11 protein-coding genes and 1 pseudogene are annotated in these 18,403 nt (G+C 72.5%); 3 read left to right on the top strand and 9 right to left on the bottom strand.

Translation table 11 applies throughout. The features are described 5' to 3' along the window. The 3 genes from K2Z83_RS13015 to K2Z83_RS13005 all read left to right on the top strand — a co-directional run. Window positions 1-1,156: polysaccharide deacetylase (locus tag K2Z83_RS13015; protein WP_220595619.1), on the top strand; the 1,156-nt coding region annotated here is incomplete at its 5' end. A gap of 29 nt (window positions 1,157-1,185) precedes the next feature. After that, window positions 1,186-5,463, top strand: a complete 4,278-nt coding sequence (locus K2Z83_RS13010; protein ID WP_220595618.1) for a bifunctional RecB family nuclease/DEAD/DEAH box helicase — start codon at window positions 1,186-1,188, stop codon at window positions 5,461-5,463. Further along, entirely contained in the window at window positions 5,460-7,610 is a 2,151-nt protein-coding gene (locus tag K2Z83_RS13005) for a DUF5107 domain-containing protein (RefSeq protein ID WP_220595617.1), read from the top strand. The genes K2Z83_RS13010 and K2Z83_RS13005 overlap by 4 nt, the downstream gene beginning before the upstream one ends. Before the next feature lie 18 nt (window positions 7,611-7,628). Here the strand turns inward: K2Z83_RS13005 and K2Z83_RS13000 are convergent, their stop codons facing one another. From K2Z83_RS13000 to K2Z83_RS12960, 9 genes and pseudogenes are all read right to left on the bottom strand, one after another. Then, window positions 7,629-8,867 carry a Wadjet anti-phage system protein JetD domain-containing protein gene (locus K2Z83_RS13000; protein WP_220595616.1) on the bottom strand — a complete coding sequence of 413 codons (1,239 nt, stop codon included), beginning with the start codon at window positions 8,865-8,867 and terminating at the stop codon, window positions 7,629-7,631. Window positions 8,868-9,058: 191 nt separating this feature from the next. Next, a complete protein-coding gene (locus K2Z83_RS12995; protein WP_220595615.1) occupies window positions 9,059-12,340 on the bottom strand; it encodes an ATP-binding protein in 3,282 nt (1,093 codons plus the stop codon). Continuing rightward, window positions 12,340-12,972 (bottom strand): DUF4194 domain-containing protein, encoded by a 633-nt coding sequence (locus K2Z83_RS12990; RefSeq protein WP_220595614.1) that lies wholly within the window; start codon window positions 12,970-12,972, stop codon window positions 12,340-12,342. Before K2Z83_RS12990 ends, K2Z83_RS12995 begins: the two co-directional genes overlap by 1 nt. 24 nt (window positions 12,973-12,996) lie before the next feature. Then, entirely contained in the window at window positions 12,997-14,397 is a 1,401-nt protein-coding gene (locus tag K2Z83_RS12985; RefSeq protein ID WP_220595613.1) for a Wadjet anti-phage system protein JetA family protein, read from the bottom strand. 115 nt (window positions 14,398-14,512) lie between these two features. Continuing rightward, window positions 14,513-15,502, bottom strand: a complete 990-nt coding sequence (locus K2Z83_RS12980; protein ID WP_220595612.1) for an acetamidase/formamidase family protein — start codon at window positions 15,500-15,502, stop codon at window positions 14,513-14,515. Between the two features lie 127 nt (window positions 15,503-15,629). Beyond that, window positions 15,630-15,962 (bottom strand): annotated as a pseudogene (locus tag K2Z83_RS12975) (tyrosine-type recombinase/integrase); the annotation flags it as partial. A 335-nt stretch (window positions 15,963-16,297) separates the two neighbouring features. After that, window positions 16,298-16,630 (bottom strand): SDR family NAD(P)-dependent oxidoreductase, encoded by a 333-nt coding sequence (locus K2Z83_RS12970; RefSeq protein ID WP_220595610.1) that lies wholly within the window; start codon window positions 16,628-16,630, stop codon window positions 16,298-16,300. Window positions 16,631-16,644: 14 nt separating this feature from the next. After that, window positions 16,645-17,649, bottom strand: coding sequence for an alpha/beta fold hydrolase (locus K2Z83_RS12965; RefSeq protein ID WP_220595609.1), 1,005 nt, complete (start codon window positions 17,647-17,649; stop codon window positions 16,645-16,647). Continuing rightward, the gene (locus K2Z83_RS12960) at window positions 17,646-18,173 is read right to left on the bottom strand and encodes a helix-turn-helix transcriptional regulator (RefSeq protein ID WP_220595608.1); all 528 of its coding nucleotides are present in this window, start codon (window positions 18,171-18,173) and stop codon (window positions 17,646-17,648) included. The genes K2Z83_RS12965 and K2Z83_RS12960 overlap by 4 nt, the downstream gene beginning before the upstream one ends. Between the last annotated feature and the right edge of the window lie 230 nt (window positions 18,174-18,403).

The following is an 18,403-nucleotide window of genomic DNA, read 5'->3' as shown; positions in this document are numbered from 1 at the left end:
GGCGCTGCTCGCGCCGGCGCTGCGCCAGCTGCTGCTGGATGTGGCCCGCGGCGCGGACGAGGCCGGGGCGCGCATCCAGCTCCAGCTGCGGGTGGCGCCGGAGCTGGCGGGCCTGCCGTGGGAGTGGCTGAGCCTGGGCGCGCAGACGCTCTGGCAGCCGGCGGTGCGCGAGGACTACACGCTGGTGCGGGTGGCCCAGGCGCCGCGCACGCCGCCGCCGGCGCTGCCGGTGGCGGCGCCGCTGCGCCTGCTGATCGTGGCGGCGTCGGGATGCGCCGCCGCCGCCGAGGCCCTTGGCGCGGCCCTGGCCGGCGAGGTGCGCGCCCGCCGGCTGATCGTCGACCGGCTGCGCGACGCCGACCCGGCGAGCCTGGCCGAGGCCCTCGACGAGGAGCCCTGCCACCTGCTGCACGTGATCGCCCCGGCGACGCCCGGCATGCCCGGCGGGACGGCGCGGGCGGCCATGCCCCGGCTGCGCCTCGGCCGCGGCATCGACCCGCCATCGCTGGCGGGCATCCTGGGTGAGCACCCCGAGCTGCGCCTGGTGACGCTGGCCTCCGACGACCCGGAGTCGGCGGGGCCGCTGGCGGCGCTGGCGGCGGCGCTGCACGAGGGCAGCGGCCTGGCGACGCTGGCCCTTGGCCCGCTCGATGCGGCGGCGGCGGAGTTCTGCGCGATCTGCTATAGCGCGCTGGCCGCCGAGGAGCCGGCCGACCTGGCGGTGACCTATGGGCGGGCGCAGCTGGCCGACTCCGGCGGCCCCTGGGGCTCGCCCCAGCTCTTTGTCGCGCCGGGGGGCGCGGCGCTGTTCCGCATCAGCGCGGCGGCGCCTGACGCGCCCGCCCGCCCGCCGCGCCCCGCGCGCGCCGCTGCAAGGCCCGATCGCGACGATGAGCCGACCCGGCCGGTGCGGCCGATCGCCCGCCCCCAGCCCCGCCCCGCGCTGGCGGCCCTGGGCGAGGGCGCGGCCAGCCCATCAGCCTGGCTGACCCCGCGCCTGATCGTGCTGATCGTGGCCAGCCTGGTCCTGATCCTCATGGTGAGCCAGGTCTGGCGGCGGCCCGAGGATGTCGCGCCGGCGACGCCGACGCCCGCGCCGACGATGCTGTCTCTGCCCACCGCGCCAGGCCTGTCCCCGCCGACGCCGACTCGCTGAGCACGCTGACCAGCATAGTGGGGGGGCCTATGGCCAGCAGCGACTTCATCCCGCTCATCCCGGCCGCGGCCGGGGAGCCGCGCCGCATCTCGCCGACCGATGTGGCCCAGTACATCCGCCTCGACCAGTGCCGGCGCTACCTGCGCCTGCGCCTGCATGAGCGGGCCTTCGGCCCGAGCTTCATGACCCGCTACGGCGTCGCGCCGCAGTCCATCCCGCCTATCCTGACCCTGTCTGGCGCCGATTTTGAGGGGCGGGTCGAGGCGGCGGCGGCGCTGTGTGTGGGCGAGGCGATCAACTGCCGGGCGGCCGCGCTGGCCGGGGACGACGAGTTTATCGGCCCCGACCATAACGCCGTCGTCGTCGAGCGGGCGCGCGCCCTGCCGCCCGGCGCGGCCCTGCTGCTCTTCCAGCCCCGCCTCAGGGTCGCCATCGGCCCCTGGGAGCTGCGCGGCGATGTGGATATCCTGCGGCTGGAGCGCGACGCCTCCGGCGATCTGCGCGCCCTGATCATCGACATGAAGAGCTCCACGGCGGCCAAGGTCGAGCACCGGCTCCAGGTGGCCTTCTACCACGAGATGCTCGCCGCACTGATGGCGTCGGCTGATCTGCTGATCGCCGCGATCGCCACCGGCATCCTCTACCGTGGCCCGGCGGCCGGGGCCGGCGCCCTCAACCCGGCCGAGCAGGCCCGCCTCGACGCCCAGCGCGCCGAGGCCGCCCGCCTCTTCGGCGTCGAGGACGCCTACTTCGAGCTGGTCGCCGACCCGGACGCCTACCGCGAGGAGGTGCGCGACCTGGTCACCGGCGAGGCCGCCGTGGCCGCCGATGTGGCCGCCGCGCCCTTCGCGGCCCTGGCCTTCCACCTGACCTACAAGTGCGACGGCTGCCTCTACAACGAGTTCTGCATGAAGTGGGCCGCCGAGCACGACGACCTCTCGCTCATCCCCTACCTCAGCGACACCGAGAAGAACGCCCTGCGCGCCGGCGGCGTGACGACAACGAGCGACCTGGCTGGGCTGAAGGTCTTCCCCGACGACAGCTCGCCCGACCTGGTGACGCCGCCCGAGCGGCGGGCCGCCATCCAGACCCTCAGCGCCAGCCGCGCCGTCGGCCCGCGCCTGGACGAGCTGGTCCACCGGGCGCGGCGCTACCGGCGCTGGCGCGGCGACGACCTGCGCGCGCTTACCTACATCCCAAGCAAGGGCTACGGCACCCTGCCCGCCGTCGACGCCGGGCTGCACCCGAACCTGGTGCGGGTCTACATCGACGTGCAGCACGACTACCTGCACGAGCGGGTCTACCTGCTGGGCGCGCTGGTGGCCGCCTGCGCCGATGGACAGGAGGACCCCGCGCGCCGCCGCAGCGTCGTGCGTATGGGCGACGGGCGGCCCGAGGAGCCCGCCCAGGAGCGGGACCTGCTGGTGGGCTGGGTGGCCGAGACGGTGCGCGCCATCGTCGAGCTGGCCGCCCCCGACGCCGAGGGCCTGCGCCGCGCGCCCATCCACCTGATCTTCGGCGACCAGCTCGCCCAGCGCGCGCTGCTCGACGCGCTCTCCCGCCACTTCGGCAGCGTGATCGGGGCCGCCCCGCTCTACGACTTTATCACCCAGATCGCCGGCTTCGACTCGCCGGTGGTGACGCTGCTCGACGCCGAGCGCCGCGAGCTGAAGAACGACCCGCTGGTCTGCCCCTCGCTCCAGGCGCTGGCCCGCCACAACGGCTTCGACTGGGGCGAGTACCGCGCGATCTTCCGCGCGCGCATGTTCGACGACGTGGGCAAGCTGGACGAGGATGCCGAGGGCGCGGGGGCCTGGTACACCAGCCGGGCCCGCTTCAGCAGCCAGATCCCGCTGGAGTACGCCTACGCCGCATGGGGCGACCTGCCGCCGCCCAAGCCGGCGGGCCACGACGACCTCGCCGTCTACCGGCGGGCCGACCGCGCGGCGATGCTGGGCTTCCAGGCCCGCCGCCTGGAGGCGATGGAGCATCTGGCCCGCGACTTCCGGGGCAACCGGCAGACCGAGAAGACCCCCTTCGACCTGCCCGACCTGGCGGCCTTCGCCCAGGCCGCGCGCAGCCTGGCCGACGCCCTGCACGAGTTCCTGACCCTGGAGCGCCACACGGTCATGTCGGCCTGGAAGGCGGCGCACCTGCCCCCGCCCGAGCGGCGCGTCCTGGCCGGCGCGTCGCTGGTGCTGCGCTATGACGAGGCCGACCAGGCCCCGGAGCTGCTGGCGGCTCTGGCCGAGAACGCCCGCCGGAGGGCGCTCAGGCAGAGCTACAGCGCGGCCTTCCTGGCCGCCAACCCCAAGCGCAAGCGGGCCACCCTCACCGCCGAGCAGAGCGAGGAGACGCAGCCGCTCCCCATCACCTGGCCCTTCCGCCTGCGCATCGACCTGGACGGGGTGGACTGCGCGCTGCCCACGGCGCTGAACCTGACCGGCTTCGCCGCCGGGGAGCAGGTGATCGTCGCGCCGCGCTGGTCGGTGGACGAGCGGCTTCCGCCCGAGGAGCGCCGGCCCTTCACGCCCACGGCCAAGCAGCTGCTCTACCAGCCGCGCGCGCGGATCGTCGCGATCGACCCGGCGGGGCTGGTCGATGTGACGCCGACGCCGGGCTTCGGCGGCGACAAGAAGTACACCTTCGGCTACCAGCCCTTCGCGCCGGCGGCCGGCGAGGTCTACACCATGGAGGCCGACCCCAGCGACATCTACGGCCAGCGCTGCATGGCGATCGTCGAGGAGCTGCGCCTCGGCGCACACAACACCCTCTACGCGCGCCTGGACGACCCGGCCGGCGAGCGGGTGAGCTGGCCGGCGGCGGCGGTGGCGGCCCAGCGGCGCTTCGCCGAGGGGCTGGACGCCCTGCGCGAGGCCGGCGCGCTCCACGCCTTCGACCCCAGCCAGATAGCCTACATCGCCCAGCACGGCGACGCGCCGACCCTGCTGGTGCAGGGGCCGCCCGGCACCGGCAAGAGCTACACCACCGCCTTCGCCCTGCTGGCCCGCCTCCAGGGCGCCCTCGCCGCCGGGCAGACCTTCCGCGCCCTGCTCACCTGCAAGACCCACGCGGCCACCGATGTGCTGCTTGAGCAGGTCGCCAAGGTCCAGGCCGAGCTGGGCCAGATCCGCCGCGAGCGCCCGGAGCTGTTCGCCGCCCACTTCGACTCGCGCATCCTCAGCGCGCCGCTCTTTCGGGTCAACCCGCGCGACCCCACCAAAGAGTGGCCCGGCCCGGTCGGCGTGCTGACCAAGGACAACGCCCGCGACGCCATCCGCGCGCAGCAGGCCTGTTTCGCGGCGATCACGCCCTTCGCCACGGCGACGATCTGCAAGGTCGAGAAGAGCTTCACCGGGCAGGACTTCTGCGACTGCCTGGTGCTCGACGAGGCGTCTCAGATGAACCTGCCCGAGGCGGCCATGGCCGCGCTGCCGCTGCGGGCCACCGGCCAGCTGATCATCGTCGGCGACCACCGCCAGATGCCGCCGATCATCCAGCACGGCTGGTCGGACGAGCGCCGGCGCACCTTCCAGACCTACCGGGCCTACGCCTCGCTCTTCGAGACCATGCTGGCCCGCGAGCCGGCCCCGCCGATGGTGCAGTTCGCCGAGAGCTTCCGCCTGCACCGCGAGATCGCCCGCTTCCTGCGCGACGCGATCTACCAGCAGGACGGCATCGACTACCACTCGAACCAGACGGCGACACTGGCGACGGTCGCCCACGCCGACGCCTTCCTGGACGCCGTGCTGTCGCCCGACCACCCGCTGGTGGTGATCGTCCACGAGGAGGACGGCAGCCAGGTGCTCAACCCCTTCGAGCTGCGGCTGGTCAGCCCGATCCTGCAGGCCCTGGCCGGCGGCCACGGGCTGAACGCGAGCCACGGCCTGGGCGTGGTGGTGCCGCACCGCGCCCAGCGCGCGGCGCTCAAGGCGGCGCTGCCGGGCCTGATGGATGATCTGCTCGACGGCGGGCTGGACGACTCGGCGGTGGACACGGTCGAGCGCTTCCAGGGCGGCGAGCGCACCGCCATCCTGGTGAGCGCCACCGAGAGCGACCGCGACTACCTGCGCTCGGCGGGCGAGTTCCTGCTCGACCCGCGCCGGCTGAACGTGGCCCTGAGCCGGGCTAAGCAGAAGCTGATCCTGGTGGCCTCGCGCTCGGTCTTCACGATCTTCAACACCGACGAGGAGGCCTTCGCCCACGCCCAGCTCTGGAAGCAGCTGCTGCGCCGCACCTGCACCGCGCCGCTCTGGGAAGGCGTGCGCGAGGGGGTGCGGGTGCAGGTCTGGGGGAATCGCGCATGAGGCCACGTCATCTCCACGCCGCCGCGCTCGCCCTGCTGATCATCGCCGGCCTGCTGCCGGGCGCCGCGCTGGGCCAGGGCGCGGCGGACGACGGCTTCGCCGACCGGGCCTTCCGCCAGGTCTGGGCAGGGGCCGACGCCGCGGTCGCCGCCGGCGGGGCCGGCCGCTCGTGGACCTGGGGCGAGCTGCCCGGCGAGCGCCGCTACGAGCGCTACGACGACTCGCCCGGCGCGTCGCGCCTGGTGCAGTACTTCGATAAGGCCCGCATGGAGGTCAGCGACCCGGCCGGCGACCGCCGCTCGCCCTGGTTCGTCACCTGCGGGCTGCTGGTGGTCGAGCTGATCTCCGGGCGCGCCCAGGTCGGCGCGGCGGCCTTCGTGCCGCGCCCGCCCGCCAACATCCCGGTCGCCGGCGACCCGGCCGACAACCCGGGCGCGCCGACCTACGCCATGCTCGCGCCGCTGGCCGCCATCGACGGCGGCGGCCGCGCCTCGCCCCGGCTCGGCCAGCGGGTCAGCGCCACCTTCGGCCCCGCCGGCCTGGGCGACGACCCGGCCCTGGCCGGGGATGAGACGACGATCACGAGCTATGACGACGTGACCGGGCGGAACGTGCCGCGCGTCTTCCAGCGCTTCATGCAGGCGCAGCGCCCGGCCACCGACCCGCTCTTCGCCTTCGGCAGGCCGATCACCGAGGCCTACTGGGCGCGGGCGCGCGTCGCCGGCCGCGAGGTGCCGGTGCTGTTCCAGGCCTTCGAGCGCCGCCTGCTCACCTACAACCCGGCCAACCCCGCCCCCTGGCAGGTCGAGATGGGCAACGTGGGCCAGCACTACCTGAGCTGGCGTCACGGCCACGCGCTGCGCTACGCCCGCCCCGCGCCGGCCGAGCCGATCAGCGTGCGCGAGACGACGGTCAGCATCCCGACCTACGACCTCGCGCCGGCGCTGCGGCCCACCCGGCCGGGCGACCCGATCTTCCCCTACGACCGGCTGGACCGGGCACAGGTCGGCCCGCTCCAGCCGCGCGACTACACCGCCGTGGTGGTCGAGAACCGCTTCCTGACGCTGACCTTCCTGCCGGAGCTGGGCGGCCGGCTGCTCCAGGCGGTCGACCGGGCCAGCGGGCGGCCGATCTTCTACCAGAACCCGGTGGTCAAGCCGAGCCCCTTCGGCCAGCGCGGCTGGTGGCTGGGCGTGGGCGGCCTGGAGTGGGCCGCGCCCACCGAGGAGCACGGCTACCTGGAGAACCTGCCCTGGTGGCAGAGCGTCAGCCGGGCCGCCGATGCGGTGACGGTGGCGAACGCCACGACCGAGCGCCAGACGGGGCTCACGATCATCGGCAGCGTCACCCTGCGCGCCGACGAGGCCCGCTTCGCCGTGCGCATGCTGGCCCAGAACCCCACCGACGCCGCGCAGCCGCTCCAGATGTGGACGAACGCCTCGCTCAGCCCGGCGGGCGACAACCAGGTCGGGCCGGGCATGCGCTTCGTCGTGCCCAGCGACCGCATGATCGTCCACGCGACCCAGGACGGGGCGCTGCCCGGCGCGCGCGGCTGGATCAGCTGGCCGAGCGAGGGCGGGCGCGACCTGAGCGCCCCGGCGAGCTGGACGGGCTACCTGGGGGCGTTCGCCCCGGCCCCGGTGCCCTTCCTGGCGGCCTACGACGTGCTCGCCGACAGCGGCGCGGCGGTGATCCACGGCCCCGGCACCGTCGGCGGCAAGATCTTCGGCTTCAGCCAGAGCTTTGAGCGCAGCCTCTACACCGACGACGGGAGCGCCTACGTCGAGCTGTGGAGCGGCGCGCAGCCGACCTTCTGGGACTACCCGCCGCTGGAGTCGGGCGGGACGCGGGCGATCGAGACGAGCTGGCTGCCGCTGTGGGGGCTGGGCCGGCTGGCCGTGGCCACATCCGACGGCGCGCTGGGCACGCTGCGCCGCGACGACGGCGGCCTGACCGTGACCCTGGCCACCCCGCGGGTCGTCCCCTCGGCGACGGTGACGGTCTCGCTCGACGGGCGCGAGGTGTTCCGCAGCGCGGCGCTGGCCCTGCGCCCCGACCAGCCCCTGGCGATCGAGCTGCCGCCGGGCGCCGGCGGGCGGGTGCGGGTCGAGGCCGCCGGGCTGCGCCTTGAGGCGGCGGGGGAGTGAGCGCTCAGCGCGGGGCGGCTAGAGGCGCGCGCCCAGCGCGGCGAGGGCCGCGCTCGCCGGCACCGCCTCCTGCTCAAGCTTCGCCCCGGCGGACAGCAGCCGATCGAGCAGGCCGACACAGTCGGCGAGCAGCGGGTCGGCGCGCAGCTCCTGGAGGCCCGCCCGGTCGCCGGCGGTGAGCGGCTGCGCGGCTGCGCCATAGGCCTCAAAGGCCGCCACATCCATCGCGAGCGCGCGGACATCCCCCAGCGCCGCCCGCAGGTGGCGCAGGATGCGCAGCCCCCCCGCGTCCAGGTCGCCCCAGTGCCACAGCGGCGACCCAGGGGCCGCCCCGCGCAGCGCGCGCAGCAGGCCGATCACGGTCGGGCTGGCGAAGCCGCCGGTGTACACCGCGAGCACCTCGGGCGGCCGCAGCGTGCAGAGCTCGCTGAAGCTGGTCAGATTCTCGACGGTGACGATAGCGCGCGCGGCGACCTCCCGCACCCTGGATGCCCGCAGCAGGGGGGCGGGGAGCGCGAGGGACGGCGCGAACGGCGACAGCGCGAGCGGCGTGCCATCGGCGGACACAAGCGTCAGCGGGCCGGCGAGCGGGACATACTCCGGCGCGCGGTCGAGCTGCTGGGCGCGCAGCAGCGCGTCATCATCATCCCCGTAGAGCGCGGCGGCGGGGGCGTGGCGGCGGAGCACCCGCAGCAGGCCAGGCCGCAGCCCGGCCAGGCGCTTGCTGTCGCGGAACAGCCGCACGCTCAGGGCGCGCTCCAGGGTGGGCGCCTCCAGATCCGCCAGGCCCGCGAGGGCGCGCAGCAGATCGGCCGAGAGCGCCAGATCGGCGCGGTCGAGCGGCGGGGCGGCGCGGTGGGCGTCGATCTGGGCCGCAGCCCAGGCGAGAAACGCGGCGTGCCAGCCGGGCCGCGGCGTCTGGGCGGCGACCAGATCGCGCAGGGCGTCCTCCTGCTCGCCGCGCGGGGCGCGGCCGAGCAGGCTGTAGAGCGCGCCCACGCCCTCCGGGCGCAGGTCCACCGCGTCGAGCCAGTTCCCCTCCTCCCAGCGCCGCCAGCGCAGGGCCAGCACCTGCTGGCGGGCGAGCTGCCCGAGCGCCGCGTTGGTGTCGCGCCGCGCCGTGGCGTCCTCCGCCGAGAAGTAGGCGGGGTGATCGTGCGCGCTGAGCCGCAGCCGGGCCACCTGTCGCCGGCCCGGCTGCTCGATGCGGTCGAGCAAGGTGTGCAGGATGGCCTGCGCGAGCTGTGGGAGTTCCATGGCGCTTAAGAATTTTTTGTTGGGGTTTTGGCGGCTTCGCCGCCAAAACCCCAACAAAAGTAGGGTCTGGGGCGAAGCCCCATGCGCATTAACGTGAGGGCTGCCGCCCTAAAAACCGACGTTGTTTTGTCCAACATGGCCAGCTTCGCTGGCCATGTTGGACAAAACAACAAGAGATTCCTCGGCAGCCCTCACGCCTTCTCGGCGAAGTCGCCGAGCCGCGACGCGTAGTTGCGGTAGGGCTCGACCAGCACGGTGTCGCCGACCCCGGTGAGCACCAGGCTGGTACACATCTTCGGCACCAGGTACTCGCAGCGCTCCAGCGGCGTGGCGGTGATCACCTGCAGCCCGAACTGCTGGAAGAGGTCGAGGGTGGCCCCGATCCGGTCCTGGTCCATCTTCGAGAAGGCCTCGTCGAAGGCGACCAGGCGGATCGTCGGGCGGGTGGTTCGCTCGCCGATGTGGTAGAGCTGGACGAAGGACGCGGCGATCGTCAGGTAGAAGGGCGTCTGCGTCTCGCCGCCCGAGGTCTGGCCCATAATCCGGCTCAGCCGGGAGACCTGGCCGCCGGCGTGGGTCACCTCGATGTCGTAGCTCAGGTAGCTGCGGTAGTCGGTGAGGCGCTTCTGCTCGCTGCGCTCGGCCTCCGACTGCGGCGCGCGGGTGAGCGCCTCGTAGAAGAGGTCGAAGGCGCCCTTGTGGCTCTCGTAGAAGCTGCTCTCGAAGAGCGAGCCCGCCCCGATCACCTGGGCCTCGTTGATCAGGTCGTAGTACTCGCGCAGGTCGTCGGCCGGCGCGGAGACGAAGCGGTAGCGCTCGCCGTGGAAGTCCAGCCGGCCCAGGGCGTCGTTGATCCGGCTGAGCTGCTGGCGGGCGCCGAGGATCTGCTCGCGCAGGCGGTGCAGGACGTGCTCGCGCAGCTCCTCGTCGGCCTCGCGCCGCGAGACGGCGATCTGCTCGCGGTAGCGCGGCAGCTCGGTGGCCCCGAGGCGGGCCTGCTCGCGGGCGAACACCTCGTCGTCGGGGTCGGGCCGGCCGGCGAACTGGTAGCGCGTGTTGTAGGTGGTGCCCTCGCCGACCAGGCGGTTCAGCTCGTTCTGGGCGCGGGTCTCGAAGCCGCGGGCCTGGATCTCGGCGTTGCGGGTCGCCTCGGCCAGGTCGTCGCTGTCGCGGCGCTCCTGGAGCAGCCCCTCGGCCGCGTCGGCCACGTGGGCGTAGCGGGCGCGCCCCGCCGCCGCGCTGTCCTCGGCCTCGGCCAGGGCCCGGCGGGCCGCATGCAGGCTCGCCTGGAGCTGCTCCTGGTCGCGCTCGGCGAGGCGGATGTCGCCGCCCAGCCGCTCGACCATGCGCCGCTCGGCCTCGACCACCCCCGCCAGCCGGCGGGCCTCGTCCTCCAGCGCCCGCACGCCGCTCAGGTCGAGGGCGCGCAGGTCAAGCTCCCAGCCGGCGATCTGCGCGGCCAGGGGCCGGTCGTCGAGGTCGGCGTCGAGGCGCTGGCGCAGGTTCGAGAGGGCGCGGCCCTGGTCGAGCCCGCGCGCCAGCGCCCGCAGGTCGCGCAGACGCGGCGCGAGCGCGGCTAGCTCCTCGTCCAGCTCGGCCAGCTCGCGCTCGCGCGCGGCGATCTGCGACTGGGCGGCCCGCCCGCCGACAAACCACGGCTCGAAGCTGCGCTGCGGCATGGCCCGCACGGCCCACTCGCTGTAGAGCACCACCTCGGGCGTGACCGCGCGGCGGTGGCGGCGCAGCTCGCCCACGTCCTCGCAGCAGATGATATCGCCCAGCACCGAGTCGATGTAGGGCAGCAGCGAGCGCACCTTGACCTGCACCTGCTTCGCCAGCGACTGCCCCTGGGCGGGGCGGCCCTCGCGGCCGGAGCGCGACAGATCCAGGATGGACGCGTCACGCAGCCCCTCGGCGGCGCGGGCGCGGTCGAGCTCGCGCAGCGACGCCTCAAAGCGCTCGGGCGGCACGATGATCGTGAAGCGCCGCCCGCCGAGCAGTGCCTCGACCGCGTTCTGCCAGCGCTCGTCGGGCACCTCCAGCAGCTCGCAGAGCAGCGGCGGGCGGGAGCCGACGATCGGCGTGAGCAGCTCCTGGAGCCGCTCGACCTGCGGCGGGTAGGACTTGCGCCCCTGGCGCAGGCGCGCCAGCTGGGCCGACACCTCCGCATGACGATCGCGCAGCTCACGGGCGCGGCGCTCGACCTCAAAGACGTCCTGGCGCACGCGCTCCAGCGCCGTGTCGAGGCCGGAGATCGCCGCGTCGATGCTGGGCGCGAGCCCCTCGGGCGGGGGCGCGGCCTGGTCGAGGGCCGGGCCGACGTCGGCGAGGGCGTCGAGGGCCGCCCGCTCGGCGGCGGCCAGGGCCGGGGCCGCCAGCAGCGGGCGCAGCGCGGCGAGGATCGCGCCCAGCTCGCGGAACAGCCGGCCGCGCTCGTCGGTGATGCGGGCGACCAGCTCGCGGGCGGCGTCGATCTGGCGCGACAGCTCGCCGCGCCGGCGGATCACGTCCGACTGCTCCAGCTGCACCCTGACGTCGAGCAGCGCCTGGCTCGCGTTCTGGTACGAGCGCTCGGCCTGGGCGTGCTCGGCGTGCGCCCGCTCGACCCGCCGGGCGACCTCGTCGATCTGGCGCTCCAGGCCGGCGACGCGCCGCTGTCCGGCGGCGTGGGTCAGCAGCAGGCAGAGCAGGCTCCATGTGGCGTGCAGGTCGCGCAGGCGGCGCACCTCCACCTGCCGATCCACGATCACCTGCAGGGCGCCGAGCTTCTCCTCGACCTCGCGGGCGCTCGCGTCGAGCTCGGCCAGGCGCTCGACCACCCGCTGCAGCGCCTCGATCGCCAGCGGCTGATCCTCCAGCAGCCAGCGCTCGACGAACTCGCGGATGTCGCGGATCGGCTGGAAGGTCAGGGCGCGCAGGAACAGGTCGAAGAAGCGCTCGTGCAGGCCGCCGAGCCGGTTGAGCAGCTCCACCTGGTACTCGCCGATCGTGTCGTAGCTGCGCGCGCCGCGCCGCCCGCGCAGCTCCTGCTTGAGCTCGCGGCGGGTGCGCGGGCGGCCGCCGGGGATGAGCAGCTCGCGGTCGACGCCCTCGCCCAGGATGAAGAAGGTGCGCTCCGCGCTGCGCCCGTCGCCACACTCGATGCACGCGCCGACCGTGACGACGGTGCCTCGGCTACGCTCGGTGAACTCCAGGGCGATGTAGGCCACCGTGTTGCCCGGGCGCAGGTAGCGGCCCTCGCCGATCTTGCCGCGCACATAGCTGTCGAGGTTGCGCTGCGAGCTGCGGTCATTCGCGGCGGTGTTGAAGCGCACCAGGCCCTGGTCGGCGATCAGCGCGACCTGGATCGCGTCGAGCACCGAGGACTTCCCGGCGCCGTTGTGGCCGGCCAGGTAGAGGCTGTCCTCCACATCGAGCATGTGGTCGTCGAAGCGGTGCCAGTTGTAGAGGAAGATCCGGGTGAGCGAGAGCATCACTCCGCCTCCGGCGACTCGGGGCGGGCCCGCTGATACTCGCCCAGGCGCGCGGCCACCTCGCCGACGGCGGACGCGGGCACCACCACCTCCAGGGTCGGCAGCAGCTCGATGATCTGGTCGTTATTAGAGGCCCGCAGCACGCCGCCGCCGCCGGCGCGCACCAGCTTGAGCGACTGCAGCGTGCGCAGCGCCTCGTCGAGGCTGGTCTTCTTGCGCACCGCCTGGCCGGGGAAGAACTCGGCGTAGCGCTGCGCGACCTCGCCCACCGTCACGGTCGGGTAGCGGGTCAGGCTGAGCTCGACGCGCTCGCGCTTCTCGGCGTAGATCAGCCGCATGATCAGCAGCCAGACCGTCGTGTCGCGGCTGAGCCGCCGGCGGTGCGCGCCGTCGCGGTGGGCGACCTGGAACACCTGGGCGCGCTCATCGTGGCGCAGCTCCCAGCCGGCCACCTGGAGGTACTCGGCCACGAGCTCGCGCCGCCGCAGCAGAAATGCGTAGGCGCGCGTGTCGCCCTCATCGCCGCGCCAGATCAGCCCCTCGGCGAGCAGGCGGCGCGCGGCCTCGGCGAACAGCGACTGCTCGCCGGCCGACAGCTGGGCGTATTCGGTTGCAAACTCGGCAAGCGGCATAGGTGGCTGTAGTATAGCACCCTATCAGCCAACCCTCCGCACCACAAAGTCCCGGAAGCCGACCCCATCCCGCTCGACCCAGCCGGCGCCATCGACCTCCTCGGCCCGATACCCCAGCGTGCCGTCGCCATACTGGCGCAGGTAGATCACCAGCGGCAGCTCCTCGGCCCCCGCCAGCGTGATCTCGGCCGCCCGCAGCGACTCGCGGCCATCGAGCAGCGCCTCCGCATAGCGCCTGATCCGGTCGCGGCCGATCGACCGGGTCAGCTGGTGGAGGGTGCGGGCCCGGGCCGCATCCAGCTCGGCCTCAGACAGCCGGGCGGCGGCCGAGGCCTCGGCCACGAAGGGGGTGGCGGCGCGGCCGGGCGGCGCGAGGGACTGATCATCGAGCAGGCCCAGGCTATGCAGGCTCACCATCCCATCGACATCCTGGCCCAGGCCGGCGGGGGCGTCATCGCCGAGCAGCGCGGAGAGCACGGCGTGCAGCTGGCCGCTGGTGGTGGTGCTGGCGGCCAGCTGCAGCTCCACCGTGCGCACCGCCGAGTCCACAAACTGGCTGTGGCGCACATCGATCAGCTGGAGCAGCCGGTCGAGGCCCTCGAACTGCTCGCGCACCTCGCGGATCTGATCGAGCAGGCGCGCCGCAGTCGCGTCGATCGTGGCGTCGCCGCCGGAGGCCCGCAGGAGCCGCGCGATCTCATCGACCTGGCTGCTGCCGCTCAGCTGCGTGAGCGCCTCCAGCACGCCGGGGCGAAAGCGCGAGACGTGGTCGGTCGTGCGGAGCTGGTGGTAGGCCCGGTCGACCACGTCGCTGCGGTAGGTGGTGAACACCTGGCTCAGCACATCGCGGGCCGAGAGCTGGTGCAGCACCTGCTCGATATGGCGGCCGATATTGTGCTGGAGCTCCTTGAGTCCATTCATCAGCGCGCGCGTCTGCCGGTAGGCCTCGGCCAGCCGCACGTGCGCGGTGCCCTCGCGCACCGCCATCTGGAGCATATCGTGGATGGCGCAGATCAGCCCCTGGAGCCGCAGCGGCTCGTTCTCGGCGATCTCCTGGAGCGTGGCGAGCAGGCGGAAGGCGAAGTCGGGGAGCGTGTAGGTCTGGGTGAAGTCGCTCTGGGTCTCGACGCGCAGCCAGCCGCACTGGGCCAGGTAGCGCAGGATCGCGCCGCTGCGGGCCATGGCGACATCGCCCCCGTCGGCGATCGCCTGGTCGAGCCCCGGCAGCTCGGACAGATCGGCGTCCGCGGCGGCGCGGTCGACAACCTCGGCGACCAGGCCCGCGGCCAGGTCGCGCGAGAGGGGCTGCTGGTGGCGCTGCGTCTCGGCGAACAGCGTCAGCAGCACCTCCGCGTAGATCGGCGCGTGCTGGGCGGCCAGCGGGTTGAAGAGGGCGCGCGGCAGCGTGTCAAAGAGGCCGGCCATAGGGGGCGCTCGCTTTCAGGTTTCGTGTATCTCCAGCCGCTCGCCGCCGGCCTGATCGACATACAGCCGGCCTCGGCCATGCGCTGGGCAAGCTCGTGGGTGTTCATGGCGTGCCCTATTGTACCGCGCTCGCCGGCTGCGCGGCAGCCGCCCCCTGCCCCCCATCGACCCAGATCGCGTCGTGGGGCAGCAGCACGTGCGCGCCCCGCACCCCGTTGACCAGCTGGGTCAGCCGCACGTCGGCCGCCGCGCTCAGCAGCGCCAGCGCCAGCTTGCGGCTCAGCCCGAAGCGCTCCATCGCCAGGTCGAGCATCGCGTTCAGCGCCTGCGCGATCGCCGCGTCCAGATCTGCGCTGAAGCCGAAGGTGACCCAGCCGGCCGGCGTGTTCGCCCGTGGCCCGGCGAGCGCCAGGTCGTCACGCAGCGCCACCCGCAGCTCGACCATGTCCATCGGGCACTCGATCCCGTTCCCGGCGGCCTCGCCGTCGCCCTGGGCGGCGTGGCCGTCGCCGAGCGAGATCAGCCCGCCCGGCACCTCGACCGGCAGGTAGAGCGTCGTCCCCGCCACCAGCTCCTTACAGTCGAGGTTGCCGCCGGTGCGGCGGGGCGGCCAGGCCGGCTGCCAGCCCTCGCCGGCCGGGCAGAGCCCCAGCGTGCCCAGGAAGGGCCGCAGGCGCACGCGGTGTCCCAGGTGGCTGACGCCCAGCATCGCCTGGGCGTCGAGCTCCCAGCGCAGCAGCTCCGGCGGGCCATCGGCCACGCCCAGGGCCGCGTTCAGCGCCGTGTTGAAGAAGCCGATCTCGCCGCCGAAGGTCCAGCCGTAGGGGCCGGGGACGACCGCCGCAATATGGATCTCCAGCGCCTGGCCGGGCCGGGCGCCGGCGACGGCGATCGGGCCGAGCAGGGCCGGGCCATCGTCGCGCGGCGGCTCCTTGGGGAAGGTGCGCCGCCAGCCATCGGGCCGGCGGGCCTCCAGGCCCCAGGAGACATCCAGGGTCTGGCAGCGAACCGTGTCGCCCGAGGCGATCACGAGGGCCGGCGGCAGATCGGCCGAGAGCTGGCCGTGCAGGGTCGCCCGCGACGGGGCGAGGATGTGAGTCGCCATAATTTCCTCCAGCGCCTACAAAGCGACATCGCCCGGACGATGCTCGTCCGGGCGATGCTGCTGCGTATTGGTGGAGATGGGGAAATCCTCCCCACTCAGAATTTCGCAGTACAAAGCCATAAATACTCTACCATCCATCTGGAAGCCTGTCAATGGCCGCTCGCAGTTGCTTATCGCCCAGCATCAGATATCGCTGGGTGGTCTCCAGCGAGAGGTGGGCCAGGCCTTTTTGATTCAGCGGCAGGTTATCCCGTCGGCCTGCTACCGCCCAGGTCGGCCGTGGCGACTCGACGCGCTCCAGCTCGGCGCGCAGTTTCGGGTGGATCGGCACCGCGCGATCCTTGCCTCCCTTGCCGTCGATCACCAGCAGCACGCCCGCGTCGAGATCGACCTCGCGCCAACGCAGCGCCGCCGCCTCGCTGATGCGTAGGCCGGCGAAGAGCATCAGCAGCACCGCCCTGCGGTTCCGCGCCCAGACCCAGCGCTGGCAAGCTCGGCGACGTGCAGCAGCGGGCCAGGCTGCTCCAGCTGCTCACAATCGACTACCTGCGCTGGCTGGCCGCCGGCGACCAGGTGGGCGCCAACCGCGACCGCGATCTGCACCTCTCGGTCCGGGCCGGCGTGCTGGGCAAGCTAGAGGGGACGAGCGAGCACGCGACCAACCCGGGCCGGATCGCCGCAACGTGGCGGTGCTCTACGTCGCCTGGGCCTGCTTCGCCCGCTTCCTGGCTGAGCGCGGCCACTGACCGGAGGAGCGGGCCAGGGCCTGGCTGCTGGGCTGCAAGCGCGACCTGCTCAACCTGGCGCGCTCGCAGCTCGACCTGACCACCCAGGAGCGCTACAGCCGGCGGCGGCATTATTGACCAGAATATCGATGCCGCCAAGCGTCGCACACGCGCTATCTACCACCCGCTCGACATCGGTGTCGGACATCAGATCGCCGACGGCGACGGTCGCCTGACCGCCCGCGTCGCGGATCGCCGTGGCCACAGCGTTGGCAGCTTCGCTATGTCGACCATTCACGATGACGTAGGCGCCCTCGGCTGCGAAATGCCGGGCAAGCCCCGCCCCAATGCCCCCGGTACTGCCGGTGATCAGCACCCGTTTCTGCTCCAGTTGGAGGTTCATCGTCGCAACTCCTCTTACCAATCATGCGCGTTCAGCCAGGCATCCACGGCCGTCTCGAACGCATCGGGGCATTCCTCCTGCGGAACATGCCCACATGCCGCGAGGACAACCAGATTCGCATGAGGTAGTTCCACCGCCAGTCGCTCGCTGTCGGCGACGGGAACGATCGTATCGCTATCCCCGCTCAGCACCAGTGCGGGCCGGTCGATCGTGGGAATGCGCCCCACATAGTCGGCGCCGCCGATCCCCCAGACTTGCAGATACTCCCAGAGCGCCAGATCCCAGTTCGCAACTCGGCGATGGATCAATGCCCGATCCATGTGCTCAGCGCTGATCTGCGTCGGATCCCGGTAGGTCTGGCGGATGAATGCCTCACTCTGCCCAAGCTCGCGGGCGAAGAGTGGGCCGAGGTGGCGCACCTGGGGCAGATCCAGCACCCAGGCTGGAACTTCTTCCTGCACATAGACGGCGGCATCGATGAGGATGAGCCCCGTGACACGCTCCGGATGCGCCAGCGCGGCCTGCACCGCCAGGGTGCCGCCATACGAGTTGCCGACCAGTACGGCTTGATCGACCTCAAGCGCATCAAGCAGCGCGATGAGTTGATCGACCGCCGCAGCGGGCGTGTAGGGGTTGTCGCCGGTCCAGTCGCCGGCGATCAACTTCTCACTCAGCCCATAGGGAATCTGATCGTAGGCAATCACGCGACCCCGGGCAGCGAAGACGTCCAGCACCGCATCCCAGGTAAAGGCATTGAAGAGCGACCCGTGGAGCAGCACGAAGGTCGGCGCCGGCTCACGCGCAGCGGCGCCGGCCGTGCGATAGTGGATAGCGATCCCATCCGTTCCGGCAAAGGGGATGCTGACGAAGGCGCTCGCTTCCGGCGCTACCGCTTGCGCGGACTCCAGGCCCTCCAGCGGCGTCACTGGGATCAGGAACGGCCCCAGGGCCACTACACCTACGAGCAGCAGCGCAATGACGCCAAGGATCTTCAGGAACCTGCGGATGCGTGTGTTCATCTCGGTGACTCCTCACTGGTCGTGGTATCCAGCCGCGCGATGACCTGGTCGAGCCACGCCAGCTCGGCCTGGTAGATGCGATGGAAATAATCAAGGCTCAGGTGGGCCAGGCGGGTCTCCTCCGACATGTGCGCGATGCTCGTCAGCCGCGTCACAAGCTGTGCCCGGCGTTGGCGCAGCAGCGCCAGACCTTCGGCCGGCGGAAGCTCGGCGAGAAAATTCAAGGGCACGATGGCGGGGAATTCCGGCTCGGCGTACTCGGCGAGCAGCGTGCGCAGCACGGTCTGAAAAGTCGCCTCACCCGCTGGGGTCAGACGATAGACCCGCCGTGGCGGGCGAGCGCCTTCACGCTCCTCGGACGCCGTGACGAGGCCCTCGTCCGCAAGTTTGCGCAGGAGCTTGTAGGCATTGGCTTTGCTCAGATGCACCGCCGTCACTGCGCGGTCGGCGAGGGCTTCATGCAATTGGTAGCCGTGCATGGCATGGCTGCGCAACAAGCCCAGGATCAAGAGGCGTTCTTCCATTGGGTGCGTCCATGTCTATAGTTACTTTGATAATATTCATTAGTTACTATACGCGCTTTCACTGGTTTGTCAAGCCCCAGCCCGAACGTCCCCCCGAACGTAGCGCTATAGCCGGGCGTGGTTGAACGCAGCCGCCCAGCCCGGCCACCGTCGCAGCCACAGCAGCGTGGCACATTGCCTCATCAAAGAGCACACCAGCGCCCATTACAAGTGTCAAAGAGTTTGTTAGC

Origin of the sequence: Oscillochloris sp. ZM17-4 (assembly GCF_019599295.1) — a bacterium.
Taxonomy (GTDB): domain Bacteria; phylum Chloroflexota; class Chloroflexia; order Chloroflexales; family Chloroflexaceae; genus Oscillochloris.
This window is presented reverse-complemented; position numbering and strand designations above follow the sequence as displayed.